This is a genomic window from Pseudomonas fluorescens (assembly GCF_001708445.1).
Taxonomy (GTDB): Bacteria; Pseudomonadota; Gammaproteobacteria; order Pseudomonadales; family Pseudomonadaceae; genus Aquipseudomonas; species Aquipseudomonas gorinensis.
This window is the reverse complement of sequence record NZ_CP015637.1, coordinates 3,775,537-3,791,934: the sequence shown is the minus strand read 5'-3', so window position 1 is coordinate 3,791,934 and position 16,398 is coordinate 3,775,537. Positions and strand designations below refer to the sequence as shown.

Annotated in this window: 11 protein-coding genes; 2 read left to right on the top strand and 9 right to left on the bottom strand. The window is 61.3% G+C overall.

Translation table 11 applies throughout. The features are described 5' to 3' along the window. Positions 1-4 precede the first annotated feature (4 nt). Positions 5-1,414, bottom strand: a complete 1,410-nt coding sequence (locus tag A7317_RS16630; RefSeq protein WP_069076364.1) for an OprD family outer membrane porin — start codon at positions 1,412-1,414, stop codon at positions 5-7. A 289-nt stretch (positions 1,415-1,703) separates the two neighbouring features. Between A7317_RS16630 and A7317_RS16625 the strand changes: the two genes are divergently transcribed. Then, positions 1,704-3,080 (top strand): VOC family protein, encoded by a 1,377-nt coding sequence (locus A7317_RS16625; protein WP_069076363.1) that lies wholly within the window; start codon positions 1,704-1,706, stop codon positions 3,078-3,080. A gap of 167 nt (positions 3,081-3,247) precedes the next feature. Here A7317_RS16625 and A7317_RS16620 read toward each other — a convergent pair whose 3' ends face one another. Next, positions 3,248-3,472: a YdcH family protein gene (locus A7317_RS16620; protein ID WP_069076362.1), complete on the bottom strand. Its 225-nt coding sequence runs from the start codon at positions 3,470-3,472 to the stop codon at positions 3,248-3,250. A 173-nt stretch (positions 3,473-3,645) separates the two neighbouring features. Between A7317_RS16620 and tkt the strand changes: the two genes are divergently transcribed. After that, on the top strand, positions 3,646-5,709 hold the full coding sequence (tkt, locus tag A7317_RS16615; protein ID WP_024075059.1) for a transketolase: 2,064 nt from the start codon (positions 3,646-3,648) through the stop codon (positions 5,707-5,709). A 213-nt stretch (positions 5,710-5,922) separates the two neighbouring features. Here tkt and A7317_RS16610 read toward each other — a convergent pair whose 3' ends face one another. The 7 genes from A7317_RS16610 to praB form a co-directional block, all read right to left on the bottom strand. Next, positions 5,923-7,626: an AMP-binding protein gene (locus A7317_RS16610; protein WP_024075926.1), complete on the bottom strand. Its 1,704-nt coding sequence runs from the start codon at positions 7,624-7,626 to the stop codon at positions 5,923-5,925. A 31-nt stretch (positions 7,627-7,657) separates the two neighbouring features. Beyond that, on the bottom strand, positions 7,658-8,956 hold the full coding sequence (locus A7317_RS16605) for an acetyl-CoA C-acetyltransferase (protein ID WP_069076361.1): 1,299 nt from the start codon (positions 8,954-8,956) through the stop codon (positions 7,658-7,660). Then, on the bottom strand, positions 8,953-9,843 hold the full coding sequence (locus tag A7317_RS16600; RefSeq protein ID WP_069076360.1) for a MaoC/PaaZ C-terminal domain-containing protein: 891 nt from the start codon (positions 9,841-9,843) through the stop codon (positions 8,953-8,955). Before A7317_RS16600 ends, A7317_RS16605 begins: the two co-directional genes overlap by 4 nt. Positions 9,844-9,847: 4 nt before the next feature. Next, a complete protein-coding gene (locus A7317_RS16595) occupies positions 9,848-11,191 on the bottom strand; it encodes a 3-oxoacyl-ACP reductase (RefSeq protein WP_069076359.1) in 1,344 nt (447 codons plus the stop codon). A gap of 235 nt (positions 11,192-11,426) precedes the next feature. Beyond that, positions 11,427-13,952 carry an acyl-CoA dehydrogenase gene (locus tag A7317_RS16590; protein ID WP_069076358.1) on the bottom strand — a complete coding sequence of 842 codons (2,526 nt, stop codon included), beginning with the start codon at positions 13,950-13,952 and terminating at the stop codon, positions 11,427-11,429. A gap of 282 nt (positions 13,953-14,234) precedes the next feature. After that, positions 14,235-15,668 carry an outer membrane protein transport protein gene (locus A7317_RS16585; protein WP_024075931.1) on the bottom strand — a complete coding sequence of 478 codons (1,434 nt, stop codon included), beginning with the start codon at positions 15,666-15,668 and terminating at the stop codon, positions 14,235-14,237. 200 nt (positions 15,669-15,868) lie between these two features. Then, positions 15,869-16,381 (bottom strand): alkane oxidation protein activator PraB, encoded by a 513-nt coding sequence (gene praB / locus A7317_RS30085; RefSeq protein ID WP_081329221.1) that lies wholly within the window; start codon positions 16,379-16,381, stop codon positions 15,869-15,871. Positions 16,382-16,398 lie beyond the last annotated feature (17 nt).

Sequence of the window (16,398 nt, the reverse complement as noted above, 5' to 3'; positions counted from 1 at the left end):
AGACTTAGAAGATGGCGTACGTGTAGTTGAAGATCAGGCGGGTTTGGTCCTGGTCGGCGGTGCCGGTGTTCTTGCCGTGATAGGTACCGGTACGCAAGGTGGTACCGAAGCCTTTCAGAGGACCTTCCTGTACAACGTAGTCCAGACGGAAGTCGGCTTCGTTTTCTTTCTGGTCAGGGCCACCGGCAACCTTCGACTTGATATCCGAACCGTCCAGGTAAGCCACGGACGCTCGCAAGCCGGGCACGTAGGCCTTGAAGTCATACGAGTACTGGCCAAAGTTGACCTGCTCGCCCGCACGGGAGAACTGGCCAACCACCGCATCGGTAAACAGATAGAAGTCGCTGCCACCGGCACCTTGCGCCTGTGGGTCGGCAAGGCTGCCCTGGTTGACCCACACAAAGCCGCCGTCATCCCCCACACCAATGTGCCCAAGCATCAGGCTGCTGCCGCCCAATTGATAGGTGAACGCCGCACTGTAGGTCTTGTTGTCCACTTCGCCGGCGTGCCTGGCGTAGCCGCCGTTGTTGTTGAACTGATAGCCGGTCTCGCCGTTCTTGCCGTCGCTGGAGCTGTCGAAGTAGCGCAGGTCGGTCTTGAACGACTGGTCATTGCCCAAGGGCAGCACGTGGACCAGGCCGACGTAGTTCTGTTTGTAGAAGTCTTGCAGTTGGGCGTAGTAGTACTGAAGCGTCAGGTTTTTTGCGATGACGTTATCGGACGAACCAAACGGTTTGTAGTCCACACCACCGAATTTGAAACTGTCACTGTCGCGTGTCCCACCGGCCACGCTCAGGCCCGTGGAGTTGCTGGAAGCGCGGCCTTCGACGCGGTTCAGCTCACCACCGGTGAAGGTCACGTTGGGAATGTCGTTCGAGGTCAGGATGCCACCGTCAAAGGTTTGCGGGGCAACGCGGCTGTCGTTCGACACCAGGATAGGCAGGATCGGCGCCAAGCCACCACCGACGTGCAACTCGGTCTGGGAGATACGGAATTTCACGTTACCCGCGGCACGACCGAATGAGTCGGCAGGCTCGGTGCCGTTGTTCTTGGTCGGGAAGAAGCTGTTGCCGTTACCCGACAGGCCGGCGCCCGCAGTGTGGCCGTCGCCACCGTCCAGGCGCAGGGCGCCGAAGGCCATGACGTCAAAACCCACACCAACGGTGCCCTGGGTGAAACCGGATTTGTAGTCAAAGCGCAGCGCTGTCGCGGCTTCGCGCAGATCGTTGTTGGTCCCCGAGCGGTTATCCGCGCTGTAGTACATGGTCCGCGAACTGACGGACGCATGGCTGTCTTCGAGAAAGCCGCTATGACCATTGCCGGTTCCCAGGGAACCGAGTCCAAAATCATCGGCGTATGCCTGTTGTGCAAGAACGGCGGCGGTGATCGACAGCGCCAGTGTAGAAATTTTCATTAACTGCGGCCCCTAAATGTTTTTTTATATGTGCGATGTGCGAAATGACGTTTTCATCCTTACAAACGTGACGATTCTTTCACGCCGGCCGGGGCGGACTCCGTGAAGAATTAGTTAGGAAAAACCCTGGAAAATGAAATTTATCCGTTGCTGATTTTTGTCATATTCACGTCATCTCATTCATTTGCAGAATGAAGTCCAGAGGAATCTTCGTTTGCAAGCCTGCCTGCCGCTCAACAAAATCCAGGCAAAGGCCACCCTCATCGCCATAGCCATCAGGAATTTTTCTATGCACACCACCGCACATGTCAGCCCCGACGAGATCCGCAAGGGCTTTTCCAAGGCCATGTCCGATATGTACCGAGATGAAGTTCCGCTGTACGGCGCGCTGATGACGCTGGTGGCCGAGATCAACGCCCGCGTGCTCGACAGCGACCCGGGCCTGGCGCAGCAATTGCAGCGCACCGGGGAAATCCAGCGCCTGGACATGGAGCGCCACGGTGCCATCCGCCTGGGCACCGCCGCGGAACTGGCCACCATCAGCCGCCTGTTCGCGGTGATGGGCATGCAGCCGGTGGGCTACTACGACCTGACCCCGGCCGGCGTGCCGGTGCACTCCACCGCGTTTCGCGCGGTGCATGAAAGTGCGCTGCAAACCAGCCCGTTCCGCGTGTTCACCTCGCTGCTGCGCCTGGAGCTGATCGAAAATCCCGACCTGCGCGCCTTCGCTGAAAGCGCCCTGGCCAAGCGTTCGATCTTCACCCCCGCGGCCCTCGCCCTGATCGAGCAAGCGGAACGGAACGGTGGCCTCGGCGCAGCGGATGCCGACGCATTCATCCGCGAGGCCCTGGAAACCTTCCGCTGGCACCACACCGCCACCGTGACCGCCGCGCAGTACCAGCAACTCAGCGACCAGCACCGCCTGATCGCCGACGTGGTGGCGTTCAAGGGCCCGCACATCAACCACCTGACCCCGCGCACCCTGGACATCGACCAGGTCCAGGCCGCCATGCCTGGCAAGGGCATTACCCCCAAGGCAGTGATCGAAGGCCCACCGCGCCGCCGCTGCCCGATCCTGCTGCGCCAGACTAGCTTCAAGGCCCTCGATGAAGCCATCGCGTTCACCGACGCCCAAGGCAGCCACAGCGCGCGTTTCGGTGAAATTGAACAACGCGGCGTCGCGCTGACGCCCAAAGGTCGCGCCCTGTACGACCAACTGCTGAACGCTGCCCGCGATGAACTCGGCGCATTCCCGAACGAATCCAACGCCGAGCGTTATGTGCAATTGATGGAACAGCACTTCCAGGCCTTCCCCGATGACCACACGCAGATGCGCGAGCAAGGCCTCGCGTACTTCCGCTACTTCGTCACCGACAAGGGCCTGGCGGCACGCGGCCAGGCCGACCAGCCGCGCACGCTGGAAGCATTGGCCAGCGCCGGTCACGTGGCGGTAGAGCCGTTGGTATATGAAGATTTTCTGCCGGTGAGTGCGGCGGGGATCTTTCAATCAAACCTGGGGGATGCGGCGCAGAGTCACTACGCGGCTCATTCGAACCAGGCTGAATTCGAGAAGGCACTGGGGCGCCAGACGATTGATGAGTTGAAGTTGTATGAGGAGACGCAGCAGCGTTCGATGGATGCCTGCACCCAGGCACTGCTGGCATGAAATTAAGCGCCCCCCCGGCCCATCAGCGCAATCCTGCGCCGCAACGGTCCCCGGAGCCGGGAGGGCGAGGGCATCATAGGTAGCGGGGATCGGGATGTCTTCCAGTCAATTCTGAAAAAATGTGCAAGGGAGCGATTGGCTCGCTCCCTCATTGAACGGATCGCCCGTTACTTCAGCAAATCCTTGATCTCATCTTTAACCAACAAGCGTCTTTCCTTCAGCTTCTTTATCTCGTCATCGCTGCCGGCTGCCTTTTCAGCGCTCACCACCAATTCGTCAACATTGTTGTATTTATCAAACAGCGCGTTCAAACGGGCGTTTTGTGCCCGGCGCCCGTCGACTTCGTCCTTGCTCAACCCCAAGTCCTGATACAGGTCGTGTTTCACTGGCATGGCCTACCTCCGCAAGTTGATCAATGGCTACGCCCTTGAAGCTAGCCCATTCCAAGGGGTCTTGTCATGTTTGCCGGCAAACCAGTCCCGTTCGTCGCAACCTGGGCAATGGGATCAAACCTTTGCCGCGCCCTGCCCTCCACTGTAGATCGCCACTTGAGGGAGACCGGTTCATGAATCAAGCTGCCAGCGCTGTCGACACCCAATGCATCAACACCCTTCGTACCCTGGCCATGGACGCCGTTCAAAAGGCCAACTCCGGCCATCCGGGCACGCCCATGGGCCTGGCGCCGGTCGGGTATACCTTGTGGAGCCGCTTCCTGCGCTATCACCCCCAGCACCCCGACTGGCCTGGCCGTGACCGCTTTGTGTTATCCGTCGGCCATGCATCGATGTTGCTGTATTCATTGCTGCACTTGGCGGGCGTGGTGGAGATGGACGCCGAGGGCAAGCGTACCGGGCACGCCGCGATCAGTCTGGACGATATCAAGCAGTTTCGGCAGGCGGGCTCCAAGACCCCTGGGCACCCGGAATACCGTATGACCACCGGGGTCGAGACCACCACCGGCCCCCTGGGCCAGGGCTGCGCCAACAGCGTCGGGATGGCAATGGCCGAGCGCTGGCTGGCCACGCGCTTCAATCGCGAAGAAAAGACACTGTTCGATTACAACGTGTACACCTTGTGCGGCGACGGCGACATGATGGAGGGCATCAGTGGCGAAGCGGCATCGATGGCCGGGCATTTGAAGCTGGACAAGCTGTGCTGGATCTATGACAACAACACCATCAGCATCGAGGGCCACACTGAGCTGGCATTCAGCGAAGACGTGATCAAGCGCTTCCAGGCCTATGGCTGGCATACCCTGCACGTGACCGATGCCAATGACTTGCAAGCCCTGACCAATGCCCTGGAGACCTTCCATTGCAACCGGGGCGCGCCGACCCTGATCGTGGTCGACAGTGTGATCGGCTATGGCTCGCCCCATAAGCACAACACCGCCGCCGCCCATGGTGAACCCTTGGGTGAGGAGGAAATCCGCCTGACCAAGGCCGCCTATGGCTGGCCACAGGATGCAAGCTTCCTGGTACCCGATGAAGCCTGCACGGCGTTGCGTGATGCGTTGCTTGAGCGCAGCGAGCCACTGTATGAAAAATGGCTCGAACACCTTTCGCTGCTCGAACAGTATGAGCCCGAGCTGGCCGACGAATTGCACCGCATGCGTGCCGGGCAAATGCCGGAACACTGGCAGAAGCACTTGCCCCACTTCGACAGCGATGCCAAGGGCATCGCCAGCCGTGCCGCCGGCGGCGAAGTATTGAATGCGTTTGCCCAGCAAATCCCCTGGCTGCTCGGCGGCTCGGCGGACTTGTCGCCGTCGACCAAGACCAACCTCACCTTCGACGGTGCCGGGCGTTTCAGTGCCGACGACTACAGCGGGCGCAACCTGCATTTCGGCATCCGCGAACACGCCATGGGCGCGATTGCCAATGGCATGGCGCTGTCGTATTTGCGGCCGTATACCTCGACATTCCTGGTGTTCAGCGACTACATGAAACCGCCGATCCGCCTGGCGGCGATCATGGAATTGCCGGTGATATTCGTGTTTACCCATGACTCGATCGGCGTCGGTGAAGACGGCCCGACCCACCAGCCCATCGAGCATCTGACCCAACTGCGCGCCACGCCGGGGTTGCTGACCCTGCGCCCGGGTGACGCCAATGAAACCCTGGAGCTGTGGAAAGTCGCCCTGGCGCAAACCCATCGGCCGAGCTGCGTGGTGTTGTCGAGACAGCCACTGCCGACGCTGGATCGCAGTAAATATGCGGCGGCGTCCGGCGCGGCCAAAGGCGCGTATGTGTTGGCGGGGGCTGAAGCGCCGGATGTCATCCTGATCGCGACGGGCAGTGAAGTCAGCCTTGCCGTGGAGGCTTATGAACAACTCAAGGCTGAAGGGATTGCCGCGCAAGTGGTTTCAATGCCCAGTTGGGAGCTGTTCGAAGACCAGGACCAGGCTTATCGCGACAGCGTGCTGCCGCCGGCCGTGAAGGCCAGGGTCGTGGTGGAACAGGCCGGCCCCCTGGGCTGGGATCGCTATGTCGGCCAGACCGGCGCCAAGGTGGTGATGAACAGCTTCGGCGCGTCGGCACCGCTGGCGAAGTTGCAGGAGAAGTTCGGGTTTACTACAGAGAACGTGGTGAAACAGGCCAGGGCGCAGATCCAACTGACGCAACGCTGAGCAAAATGTGGGCGGCCCCACGGCCTCCTGTGGCGAGCGGGCTTGTTGTGGCGTCGGCCCGAAGGCCGCCACGGGACCAAGCTCCCTCGCCACAGACCACTGGAAATTGTGTAGATACCCATGGCCATCAGGGGCAAGCCCCCTCCCACATTTAGATCACCTGCATCCTGTTAGATCACCTACACATTTCTAGATCACGTACACACATTTGAATCAGCGTAACGCTCGGCGCAGTACTTTACCCACCGTGGTCTTGGGCAACTCGGTGCTGCGAAACTCCACATACCTGGGCACCTTGTAGCCCGTCAGGTATTCCCGGCAATGGGCCAGGAGCTGTTCCTGGGTCAGGTTCGGGTCCTTGCGTACCACGATGATCTTGACCCTCTCGCCGGTCACGCCGTCCTCCACGCCGATCGCCGCGACTTCGCCGACGCCGGGGTGCAGCGCCACCACATCCTCGATTTCATTGGGGTACACGTTGAAGCCCGAGACCAGGATCATGTCTTTCTTGCGGTCCACCAGGCGGATATAGCCGCGCTCATCCATCACGCCGATATCACCGGTCGACAACCACCCCTCGGCGTCCAGCACTTCGGCGGTTTCGTTCGGCCGTTTCCAGTAGCCCTGCATCACCTGCGGACCGCGCACTTGCAGTTCGCCTTGTTCGCCGATATCGGCCAGTTCGCCGTCTTCCCGCATGAAGCGTACCCAGGTCGACGGCAGCGGCACGCCGATGCTGCCGGTGAACTCCATCTCGCGCATGCGTGAGATGTCGATGGGGCTGATGCTCACCACCGGCGAGCATTCGGTCAGGCCATAGCCTTCGATGATCGGCAGGCCGGTGACTTCCTTCCAGCGCTTGGCCACCGCCGTGTGCGTGGCCATGCCGCCCGCGATCACCATGCGCAGGTCGGAAAAGTCCCGCGCGCAGAACTCCTTATTCTCCAGCAGGCCGTTGAACAACGTATTGACCCCGGCGATGCCATTGAAACGCTCCTTGCGCAGGATCATCTGCACCCGTTTCACATCACGGGGGTTGGCAATGAGGATGTTGCGCCCGCCCAGGCACATGAACATCAGGCAGTTCACCGTCAGGGAAAAGATGTGGTACAGCGGCAGCAGGGTGACGTTGGTTTCCTGCTTGTCCTGGTCGAGTTGATCACCGACCCAGGCCTTGGCTTGCAGCAGGTTGGCGATGATATTGCGGTGGCTGAGCATCACGCCCTTGGCATCCCCCGTGGTGCCGCCGGTGTATTGCAGGAAGGCCAGGTCGTCGAGCGCCATGGCGACCGGGAAGTGGTTGAGCGCCCGCCCCTGTTTAAGTACCTGGTTGAAACGCACCGAGCCACGCAGGTTGAACGCCGGCACCTGCTTTTGCACGCGGCGCAGGATGAAGTTCATCGCCGCGCCCTTGAAGGTGCCGAGCAAGTCGCCGATGGCCGCCACCACCACGCGCTTGACGCTGCTGCCGGCGATGACTTTTTCCAGGGTGTGGGCGAAGTTTTCGAAGATCACCACGGTTTCGGCGCCGCTGTCCTTGAGCAAATGCTTGAGCTCATGGGCGGTGTACAACGGGTTGACGTTGACCACCACCGCGCCGGCCAGGAGGGTGCCCAGCAGGCAGATCGGGTACTGCAAGCAGTTGGGCATCATCAACGCCACGCGGTCGCCCTTCTTGACGCCCTGGCCTTGCAGCCAGGCGGCAAACGCAACGCCCTGCACGTGCCAGTCGGCGTAGGTCATTTCCGTGCCGATACTGACGTAGGCGACCCGCTCGCGGAATTTTTCCAGGTGCTCCAGGAACACCTCGCGCAACGATGGGTAGTCTTCGATACCGGCATCGATGTCCGCCGGGACGCCGGGCAGGTAAGCGTTCAACCAGACCCGTTCGGTCTGTTCCAGGCTGATAGCGTTCATGGCAGTCTCCTTGTTGTTGTTTTTGATAGAGCTACTTTTCGACGATGGCGGTAATGCCCAGCCCGCCCGCCGCGCAGATGGAAATCAGGCCGCGTCCACCCCCGCGTTCATGGATGGCCTTGGCCAAGGTCGCCAATTGCCGGCCTCCGGTGGCGGCAAACGGGTGGCCGCAGCCCAGGGAGCCACCGTTGACGTTCATTTTGGCGCGGTCGATGGCACCCAGTGGCGCCTCCAAGCCTAGACGCTCGCGGCAATACTCGGCGTCCTCCCAGGCCTTGAGCGTACACAGCACCTGGGCGGCAAAGGCTTCGTGGATCTCGAAGAAATCGAAGTCGGCGAAGCTCAGGCCTTCGCGCTTGAGCATGCGTGGCACCGCATAGGCCGGCGCCATCAACAAGCCTTCGGTGCCGTCGACAAAATTCACCGCCGCCGTCTCGCCCGTGCGCAGGTAGGCCAACACCGGCCAGCCATTGGCTGCCGCCCATTCTTCGCTGGCCAACAGCACCACCGAGGCGCCATCCGTCAGTGGCGTGGAGTTGCCCGCCGTGAGAGTGCCGTTCTGGCGGTCGTAGGCCGGGGACAGCCCGGCGAGTTTCTCCAGGCTGGCGTCGGCGCGCAGGTTGTTGTCCCGCGCCAGGCCGCGATGGGGGCTGATCAGGTCGTCGAAGAAACCGCGTTTGTACGCGGCATCCAGGCGTTGGTGACTGGTGAGGGTCAGCTCATCCTGGGCCAGGCGCTTGATCTGCCAGCGCTTGGCCATTTCTTCGCAATGCTCGCCCATGGACAAGCCGGTGCGCGGCTCGCCATTGCGCGGCAGCAGCGGCTTGAAAAACATCGACGGGCGCACCTTCAGCAGCGCCTTCAACTTGTCGCCCATGCCCTTGGCACGGTTGGCCGCGAGCAAGGTGTGGCGCAGGGACTCATTGATGCCGATGGGCGCGTCGGAAGTGGTATCGGCGCCGCCGGCAATGCCGACTTCGATCTGGCCGAGGGCGATTTTATTCGCCACCAGCAAGGCCGCTTCCAGACCGGTACCGCAGGCTTGTTGCACGTCGTAGGCCGGGGTCTGCGGGGACAAGGTGGTCGACAGCAGCGACTCACGCGCGAGGTTGAAATCCCGCGAATGCTTGATCACCGCGCCGGCAGCGAACTCGCCCAGGCGCTGGCCGTGGAGGTTGTAGCGGTCGACCAGGCCTTGCAGCGCAGCCACCAGCAGATCCTGGTTGCTGTCGTGGGCGTATACCGTGTTGGAACGGGCAAACGGGATGCGGTTGCCGCCGATGATCGCCACGCGGCGGGTCGGGGCCGGGTTGAAGCTGTAGTCACTCATGTAGGGTTCTCATTCCAGACAAATAGCCCGCGCATATGCGGTTTGTCGCCGGCGAAATTGCGCACTTCGAATTCGCGGCGCGGGCCGCTCACGGGGTGTTGCCATAGGGCGACCTGGCCGGGCAGAAAGATCGGCAGCTTGAAGTCGCAATGGGCCTGGGCCTGATCCAGGCCACCGGGCGGTTGTTGAGCGGCCAATGCACGGCTGAGGGTCCACATGCCATGGGCGATGGCACGACGAAAGCCGAAGAGCCTGGCGCCGATCAGTGAGGTGTGGATCGGGTTGAAGTCCCCCGAGACCCTGGCAAACCGCCGCCCCAGGTCGGCGGGCAGCATCCAGCGCTGGGTGCGCAGCAGGCCTTCTTCCTGCAACGGCAGGGCGTCACCCCACGGCTCGCCCACCGGGTCTTTGACCTCGCGGCGCAGGTACAGGCTGTCGCTTTCCCACGCCAGGGCGCCGTTGCTGTAGGCGCGGGTGGCGATGCTCAGCGCCTGGCCCTTGGCATGGGCCACCCAGCGTTCGCAAAAGACTTCCAGGCGCAGCGCCTGGCCTTCATGCAGGCGCTGGTGCTGCCGGATGCGGTTGGCCAGGTGCACCATGCCGCTGGCCGGGTACGGGAAACTCGGACGGGTCAACACCATCAGGTGCAGGGGGAACGCCAGCACATGGGGGTACGACAGCGGCACCCCCTGCTCGCGCCGGAACCCACAAGCACGCCCATAAGCGTCGATGTCGGCGCCAGACAATGCCACCGCCGAACGCACCAGACGCTCGTTGGGCAACAGCGGCGCACCGTCGAGCTTGGGCTTGCGCAAGGCGCGTACGCCGTCGAGCAACAGCTGGGTGCGCGAGGGCGGTGGGTCAATGATCTGTGTGATGTAGTCCATGGACTCAGGCTCCCAGCAGGCTTTGGCCGCACACTCGGACGACCTGGCCATTGACCCCACCCGAGGCAGGATGGGCCAGCCAGGCGATGGTTTCGGCCACATCGACCGGCTGCCCACCCTGAGACAGGGAATTCATGCGCCGCCCGGCTTCGCGGATCATCAGCGGGATCTTCGCGGTCATCTGTGTTTCGATAAAACCGGGCGCCACCGCGTTGACCGTGATCTGCTGCGCTGCCGCTCTCGGGGCCAGGCCCTGTACCAGGCCGATCACGCCGGCCTTGGAGGTGGCGTAGTTGCTTTGCCCGAGATTGCCGGCAATCCCGGAGATCGACGACACACACACGATGCGCCCACCGGGGTTCAGCCCCTGGTTTTCCAACAAGGCGTTGCTCAGGTTCAGCGGCGCTTCCAGGTTGACCGCCAGCACGCTGCGCCAGGCCGCTTCGGTCATCTTGGCGATGGTCTTGTCGCGGGTGATCCCAGCGTTGTGGACGACCACGTCGAAGGCGCCGTACTGACTGACATGGGCCTGCAACAACGCCCCTGCATCCGCACTGGTGATGTCCAACGGCAACGCCGAACCGCCGACGCTGGCGGCCGCTTGCTGCAACGACTCCTGTGCCTGGGGCACGTCCACGCAGACCACGTGGGCGCCGTCGCGGGCCAGTACCTGGACAATCGCCAGGCCGATGCCACGGGAAGCCCCGGTAACCAGCGCGCGTCGGCCGGCAAAGGGTTTATCCCAGTTGACGCTGGGGTGGCCGTCCACCGGTTTTTCCAGGCGCACCACCTGCCCGGAGACGTAGGCCGAGCGGCGCGACAGGAAGAAACGCAGGCTGCTGTCCAGTGCGTCCTCCGCACCTGGCGCCACATAGAGCAATTGCACCGTGATCGCGCGGCGCAGCTCCTTGGCCAGCGACCGCACCAGCCCTTCGAGGGCACGCTGGGCGATGGCCTGGGGCAGATTCGCGCAGTGTTCGGGCGCCGTGCCCAACACCACCACCCGACCGTGCTGGCCGAGGCGTTTGGCGTTGGCGTGGAAGAATTCGTACAGCTCATCCAACTGTTTCAGGTCGACCACAGCGCTGGCATCGAACACTGCGCCCTGCACCTTGACCGTGGACGGCGCCTTGAGCGTCGCCGGCGCGGCGGTGACCGTGTCGGTGGCGCTGAAAACCTGTTGCACTCGCGTGGAAAGCCGCCCTGCCCCGGCGACGATCACCGGGTTGGCCAGGCCTGGCTGGCCGCTGCGATGGCGCTGCAACGGCACGGGCTGAGGCAAGCCCACCGCCTGGGCCAGGCGCCGGCCCCAGGGGGAATTGACGAACGATAGGTAGCTGTCACTCATATCCGCATTCACTCACAACACATTCTGACCTTGTAAACCCGATCCAATGTGGGAGGGGGCAAGCCCTAATGCCAGTCATGTAGGAGCGAGCTTGCTCGCGAAGAACTCAGGACCACCACGTTTATCCAGAATGAACGCGTTGCTTAGACGTTCTTCGCGAGCAAGCTCGCTCCTACAAAAAACCTTAACTGACTGGCATTGGACCCAGCCCCCACCCACATTGACCGGGTTTGCCCTAATTGACCGAGGCGTTTTCGCTTTGGCTGCTGCGCCGCTTGGGCGCCGGCTCCAACGCCTGCCTGCGCTGCTGCAACGCCTCCAGCAAACCGAAGTCCTGGGGGAAGTCATCCACCTGGATCGCGTGGTCGGCATATTCCACATAGCGCGCCAGCAAGGCGTCTTCGTCAGCGCTGATCAGGTCCAGCGCCCGCGCCTTGACGCGCCAGGCGGTAAAGGCCGTGGCGGAAATCGGCATCGGTTCGAGCAGGCCTTGCTTGATCGCCGGCTTGAGTCGAGCGTCGATCAATTCCACCTGCGGCAACAGGCGGAAGCCGAGTTCGCCGTAGGCCAGCTTGTCGATTTCCGGACGTGGGATGTAGGAATTGGCCAACAAACGGTCGCGGGTTTCGCCGGAGGTCTGCACCACATCGGCGACCTGGGCCAGCAAGTGATCCGAGGGTTTGCGCAGCGGGATACCGAACGGGAACGTCAAGCCTCGCAGCACCGCAGCAGCCGCTTTCGATGGGTAATTATCCAGCACTTCGGCCAGGGCTTCATGGGCGCGCAACAAGGCGTCCTGGGCCGACCAATGCACCAGCGGCAGGTCCGCCTGGGGCCGTCCATCGTCCTCAAAACGCTTGAGCACGCAGGACAGGATGTACAACTGCGACAGGATATCGCCCAGGCGCCCGGTGATACTTTCCTTGCGCTTGAGCGCCCCGCCCAGCACGCCCATGGAAATATCCGAAATCAATGCCAGCACCACCGACAGCCGATTAGCCTGGCGGTAATAGGACGCCAGCGCCGGGTCGGTCTTGGCTGGCACGGAAATCAGCCGGCCGCCCGTCAGCGCATTCACCGCCGCGCGTACCGTGTTAGCCAGCACAAAACTCACATGGCCAAACATCGCGCGGTCAAAGTCTTCCAACGCCTTGCGCCGATCCGGGTTGCGCGCCGCTTCCATCTCGCGGAACACGTAGGGATGGCAACGGATCAAGCCCTGGCCAAAGATGATCAGGCAACGCGTCATGATGTTCGCGCCCTCCACCGTGATGGCGATGGGGCTTTGCTGGTAGGCACGCGCCAGGAAATTATTCGGGCCCATGCAAATGCCTTTGCCAGCGACGATATCCATGCCGTCGTTGACGATCATCCGCGCGCGCTCGGTGACGTGGTACTTGGCGATGGCCGAGATCACCGAGGGTTTCTCGCCCGCGTCCAGAGAGGCCACCGAGACCTTGCGCACCGCATCGCAGGCATACAAATGCCCGGCCATGCGCGCCAGCGGCGCCTGCACGCCTTCGAACTTGCCGATGGGCAGGCCGAACTGTTTACGCATCGCCGCATACGCGGTGGTACCGCGCACCGCGACCTTGCCCAGGCCGACGTTGGCCGATGGCAGCGAAATCGCCCGGCCAGCGGCCAGGCACTCCATCAACATGCGCCAGCCGTTGCCGACTTGCTCGCGGCCGCCGATGACCCACTCCAAAGGAATGAAAACATCCTTGCCGGTGGTAGGACCGTTCTGGAACACCGCATTCAACGGCCAGTGACGGCGCCCACTGTTGACGCCGGGATGGGAGGTCGGGATCAACGCGCAGGTGATGCCGAGTGAACCGGGCGCGCCGAGCAAACCGTCCGGGTCCTCGGCGCGAAACGCCAGGCCGAGCACAGTGGCGATGGGCCCCAGGGTGATGTAGCGCTTGTCCCAGGTCACGTTGAAACCCAGTACTTCTTCCCCCTCATGCAGGCCCTTGCAGACAATGCCCAGGTCCGGGATCGCCCCCGCGTCGGAACCGGCATAGGGGCTGGTGAGCGCGAAGCACGGGATATCTTCACCCCGGGCCAGGCGCGGCAGGTAGTAATTGCGTTGGGCATCGGTGCCGTAGTGCAGCAGCAACTCCGCCGGGCCCAGGGAGTTGGGCACCATCACCGAAATCGCCGCCGCCGAGCAGCGCGTCGACAGCTTCATCACCACTTGCGAGTGCGCATAGTGAGAGAAACCTTTGCCGCCGTACTGCTTGGGAATGATCATGCCGAGGAAGCCGGCGTCCTTGGTGTACTGCCAGCCTTCGGGGGACATGTCCTGCCAGACCTGGGTGGTTTCCCAGTCGTTGGCGATGTCGCAAAGGGTTTCGACTTCATTGTCGAGGAAGGCTTGCTCCTCGGCACTCAAGCTGGCTGGCGCGGCTTGCAACAGGCGCTGCCAGTTGGGCTTGCCGCTGAACAGCTCGGCGTCCCACCACACGGTGCCGGACTCGATCGCCGCGCGTTCAGTGTCGGACATCGCCGGCATGATCGTACGAAACAGGCCCAGGGCCTTGCTGGTCAACAGGGTACGGCGCAGGGGTTTGATCGTCATCAGGAATGCCGGCACCACCACCAGCACCGCCGCGACGGTGGTGCCGAAAGCGGCGACCACATTGAACAGGTAACCCGCCGCCAGCCAGACCAGGCCAGCGCCCAACCACAGGGTGGCGGCGGCTTGTCGATACGCCAGGGCAATCGCGGCTGCGAAACCCACCAATAACCAGATAACCATGGAGATACCTCGACTCGATTCAGGGCGTGGCAAACGTGGGTGCAGATCGAAATGAGCTGCGGCGTAACGCCACACTACAAACTCGGAAAGATAAATTCAAATTTTGTTTTGAAATTTTTATTTAATGTACGGGCAAAAAAAATGGCGGATGAATGGATCAGCCTCTCAGGTTTGTTCATCAGGAAATCGCAACGGGTCGCATGGGCGACCCGTCGATAAGTGACAACATGAAGAGGCAGCCGGATGCGCCAACTACCTCATGACGCCGTCACACCGTTTAGGTCAGAACCGATAGGTCGCTGACACACTGACCACTTCGCCCTTGCCCTCGGATTTTCCATCAAGTCGCGAGCCACCCAGGCGGTCTTGATTGTGTGTCTTCAGGTTGACCTCCTGTACAAACTGCCGCGAGTAGGCCGCGTCAACACTTAAACCAGGAATGGCTCTTACGTTGTAGCCGAACCCAAGCGAAGCGAAGATCCGGTCACCGTCGGGGATACGCGGATCACGTGTTGAGTTGCGTGTGGGGGTCTGGTCAAACGACACACCGCTGCGCAAGGTCAGGTCGTCAGTGAGCTTGTAATCGCCGCCGAAAGAGTACTGCCAGGCATCGCGATACTTGTAGGGAATCGATACGATCAGGTTACCGTCCGATGTCAGCGTAAGAGCCTTGAAGGATGACCATTGGGTCCAGGTCGCACTGACGCCCAGGGTCAACCGTTCATTGACTTCATGCACCCAGTCAAAGGAAGCATTCGCCGGGATATCCAGCCGAGTCTCGGCGTTGGCGCCGTCCGGTTGCAATCTCAAGCCGGGGTACAAGACCCCCACCAGTGTCGTGCCATCGGGCAACGCGGGATCAGTCATCAGGCTTTTCAACGCAGCATCAGCCCGAATGTTGTATTTGCCCTCCATCTTGTTCTTGATTTTCGCGTGGTAGTTCAAACCCAGAGTGTCACGTTCGGTGGGTTTCCAGACGACGCCTGTGAACCAGCCAACGGACGTGTTATCGACCTTGACTCGCATCAATGCGTTGCCCACGCCTGACGGGAAAGGAATGCCCGCTGGCGAGGCGGCCGCCGCCCCCAGCAGGTCAATGTTCTGGCTGACGAAGCCTTTAGTGTGCTGGACGATTGCCCCTGCACCAATAGAGAACCGATCGGTGACCTTGAACGATAGAGAGCCCGTGAGCCCTACCGTTTCGATCTTGGTGTCGACGGCAAAATCACGCCCCTTCCAGTCCTCGTCCCAGGTACTGCGCATACCCTGAGGCACCACTTGGCTCAGGCCGAAAGCAAAGCGATCATTGATCGGTATAACCATGAAACCGGTAGGCAGCCAGGCGGTAAAACCACCCTCACCGCCGTCACCTTGGGAATAAGGCGTACCAAAAGACCCGTCCGGGTTCAAAGGTGTTTTTTCCAGAGGGTTACCATTGAGGTCGTAGGCCTGACCTTTGTATTTGATATTGATGCGAGCGTAGTCAATGGTGAACTGCGCAACGCTTTGATCGATAAACGCCATTGCCGCAGGGTTGTTGTAAGCCGCACTTGGATCACCCTTGAACAGCGATCCCCCACCGAACCCACGCCCCCAACCAGCGGCACCTACAGTCGGAGTAGCAAAACCACCGGCCTGAACCGGCACCGTTACCGCTATTCCACCCAACAACGCCAGCCCCAGTGCGACCTGCACTTGTAGTTTCTTATTGTTCATGCGGCACTCCTTATTATTATCAACGGCCGACTCTGCGGAAGCGTCTTAAAAAACCCAAGCACTCGCGGAAGCACCTGCGCGTCATATCGCTGATACGTTTTTAAGATGCTACGGGTGTCGCCTTATTTACTTCAAACAGGTGCCCCTTTCGAGGCACCTGCCTACAGCGGGTGATCAGCCCCTGGTTCTAACCCAACGAGTTATTGAACGGTCAGGCCTGGTGCGTTAACAGTCAGCGATTGAATAGTGCAGTTGCCGGTTCCCTGACCAAGCAGGGTTTGATTGGTTGCGCCAAGAACGTGGGTGGATTGATTCCAGGTCACAGCAATGCTGGTAGGGCCGCAGTCCGACCGAGGAATCAGCGGAGGAGCACCATTGATCACGTAGCCCACATTGGACAGGGTACCGGCGCTGAGGCTAGTAGCGGTCAACACCCAACCTGGGGTAGGGAGACTTTTCAGTTGCGCCAGTGGACACAGAATGCCACCAGTGAAACTAGCGCTTGAAATAGTCGCCACACCACCTGCAACAGTGCCGCTCGCAGTAAGGGTGCAAGTAACAGGGGCGGACGAAGAAGGCGAAAGTACGGTAATGGAGCCGGTCAAGTTGGTGAACGGTCCATTCGGAACGATCGATGCCGCACTGGCCATCGATGCTGCACCGAAACTGAGAGCAAAAGACGTTACACAAACGAGGGTTTTCAAGCTTTTCATTGTTTTTCCTCACATGT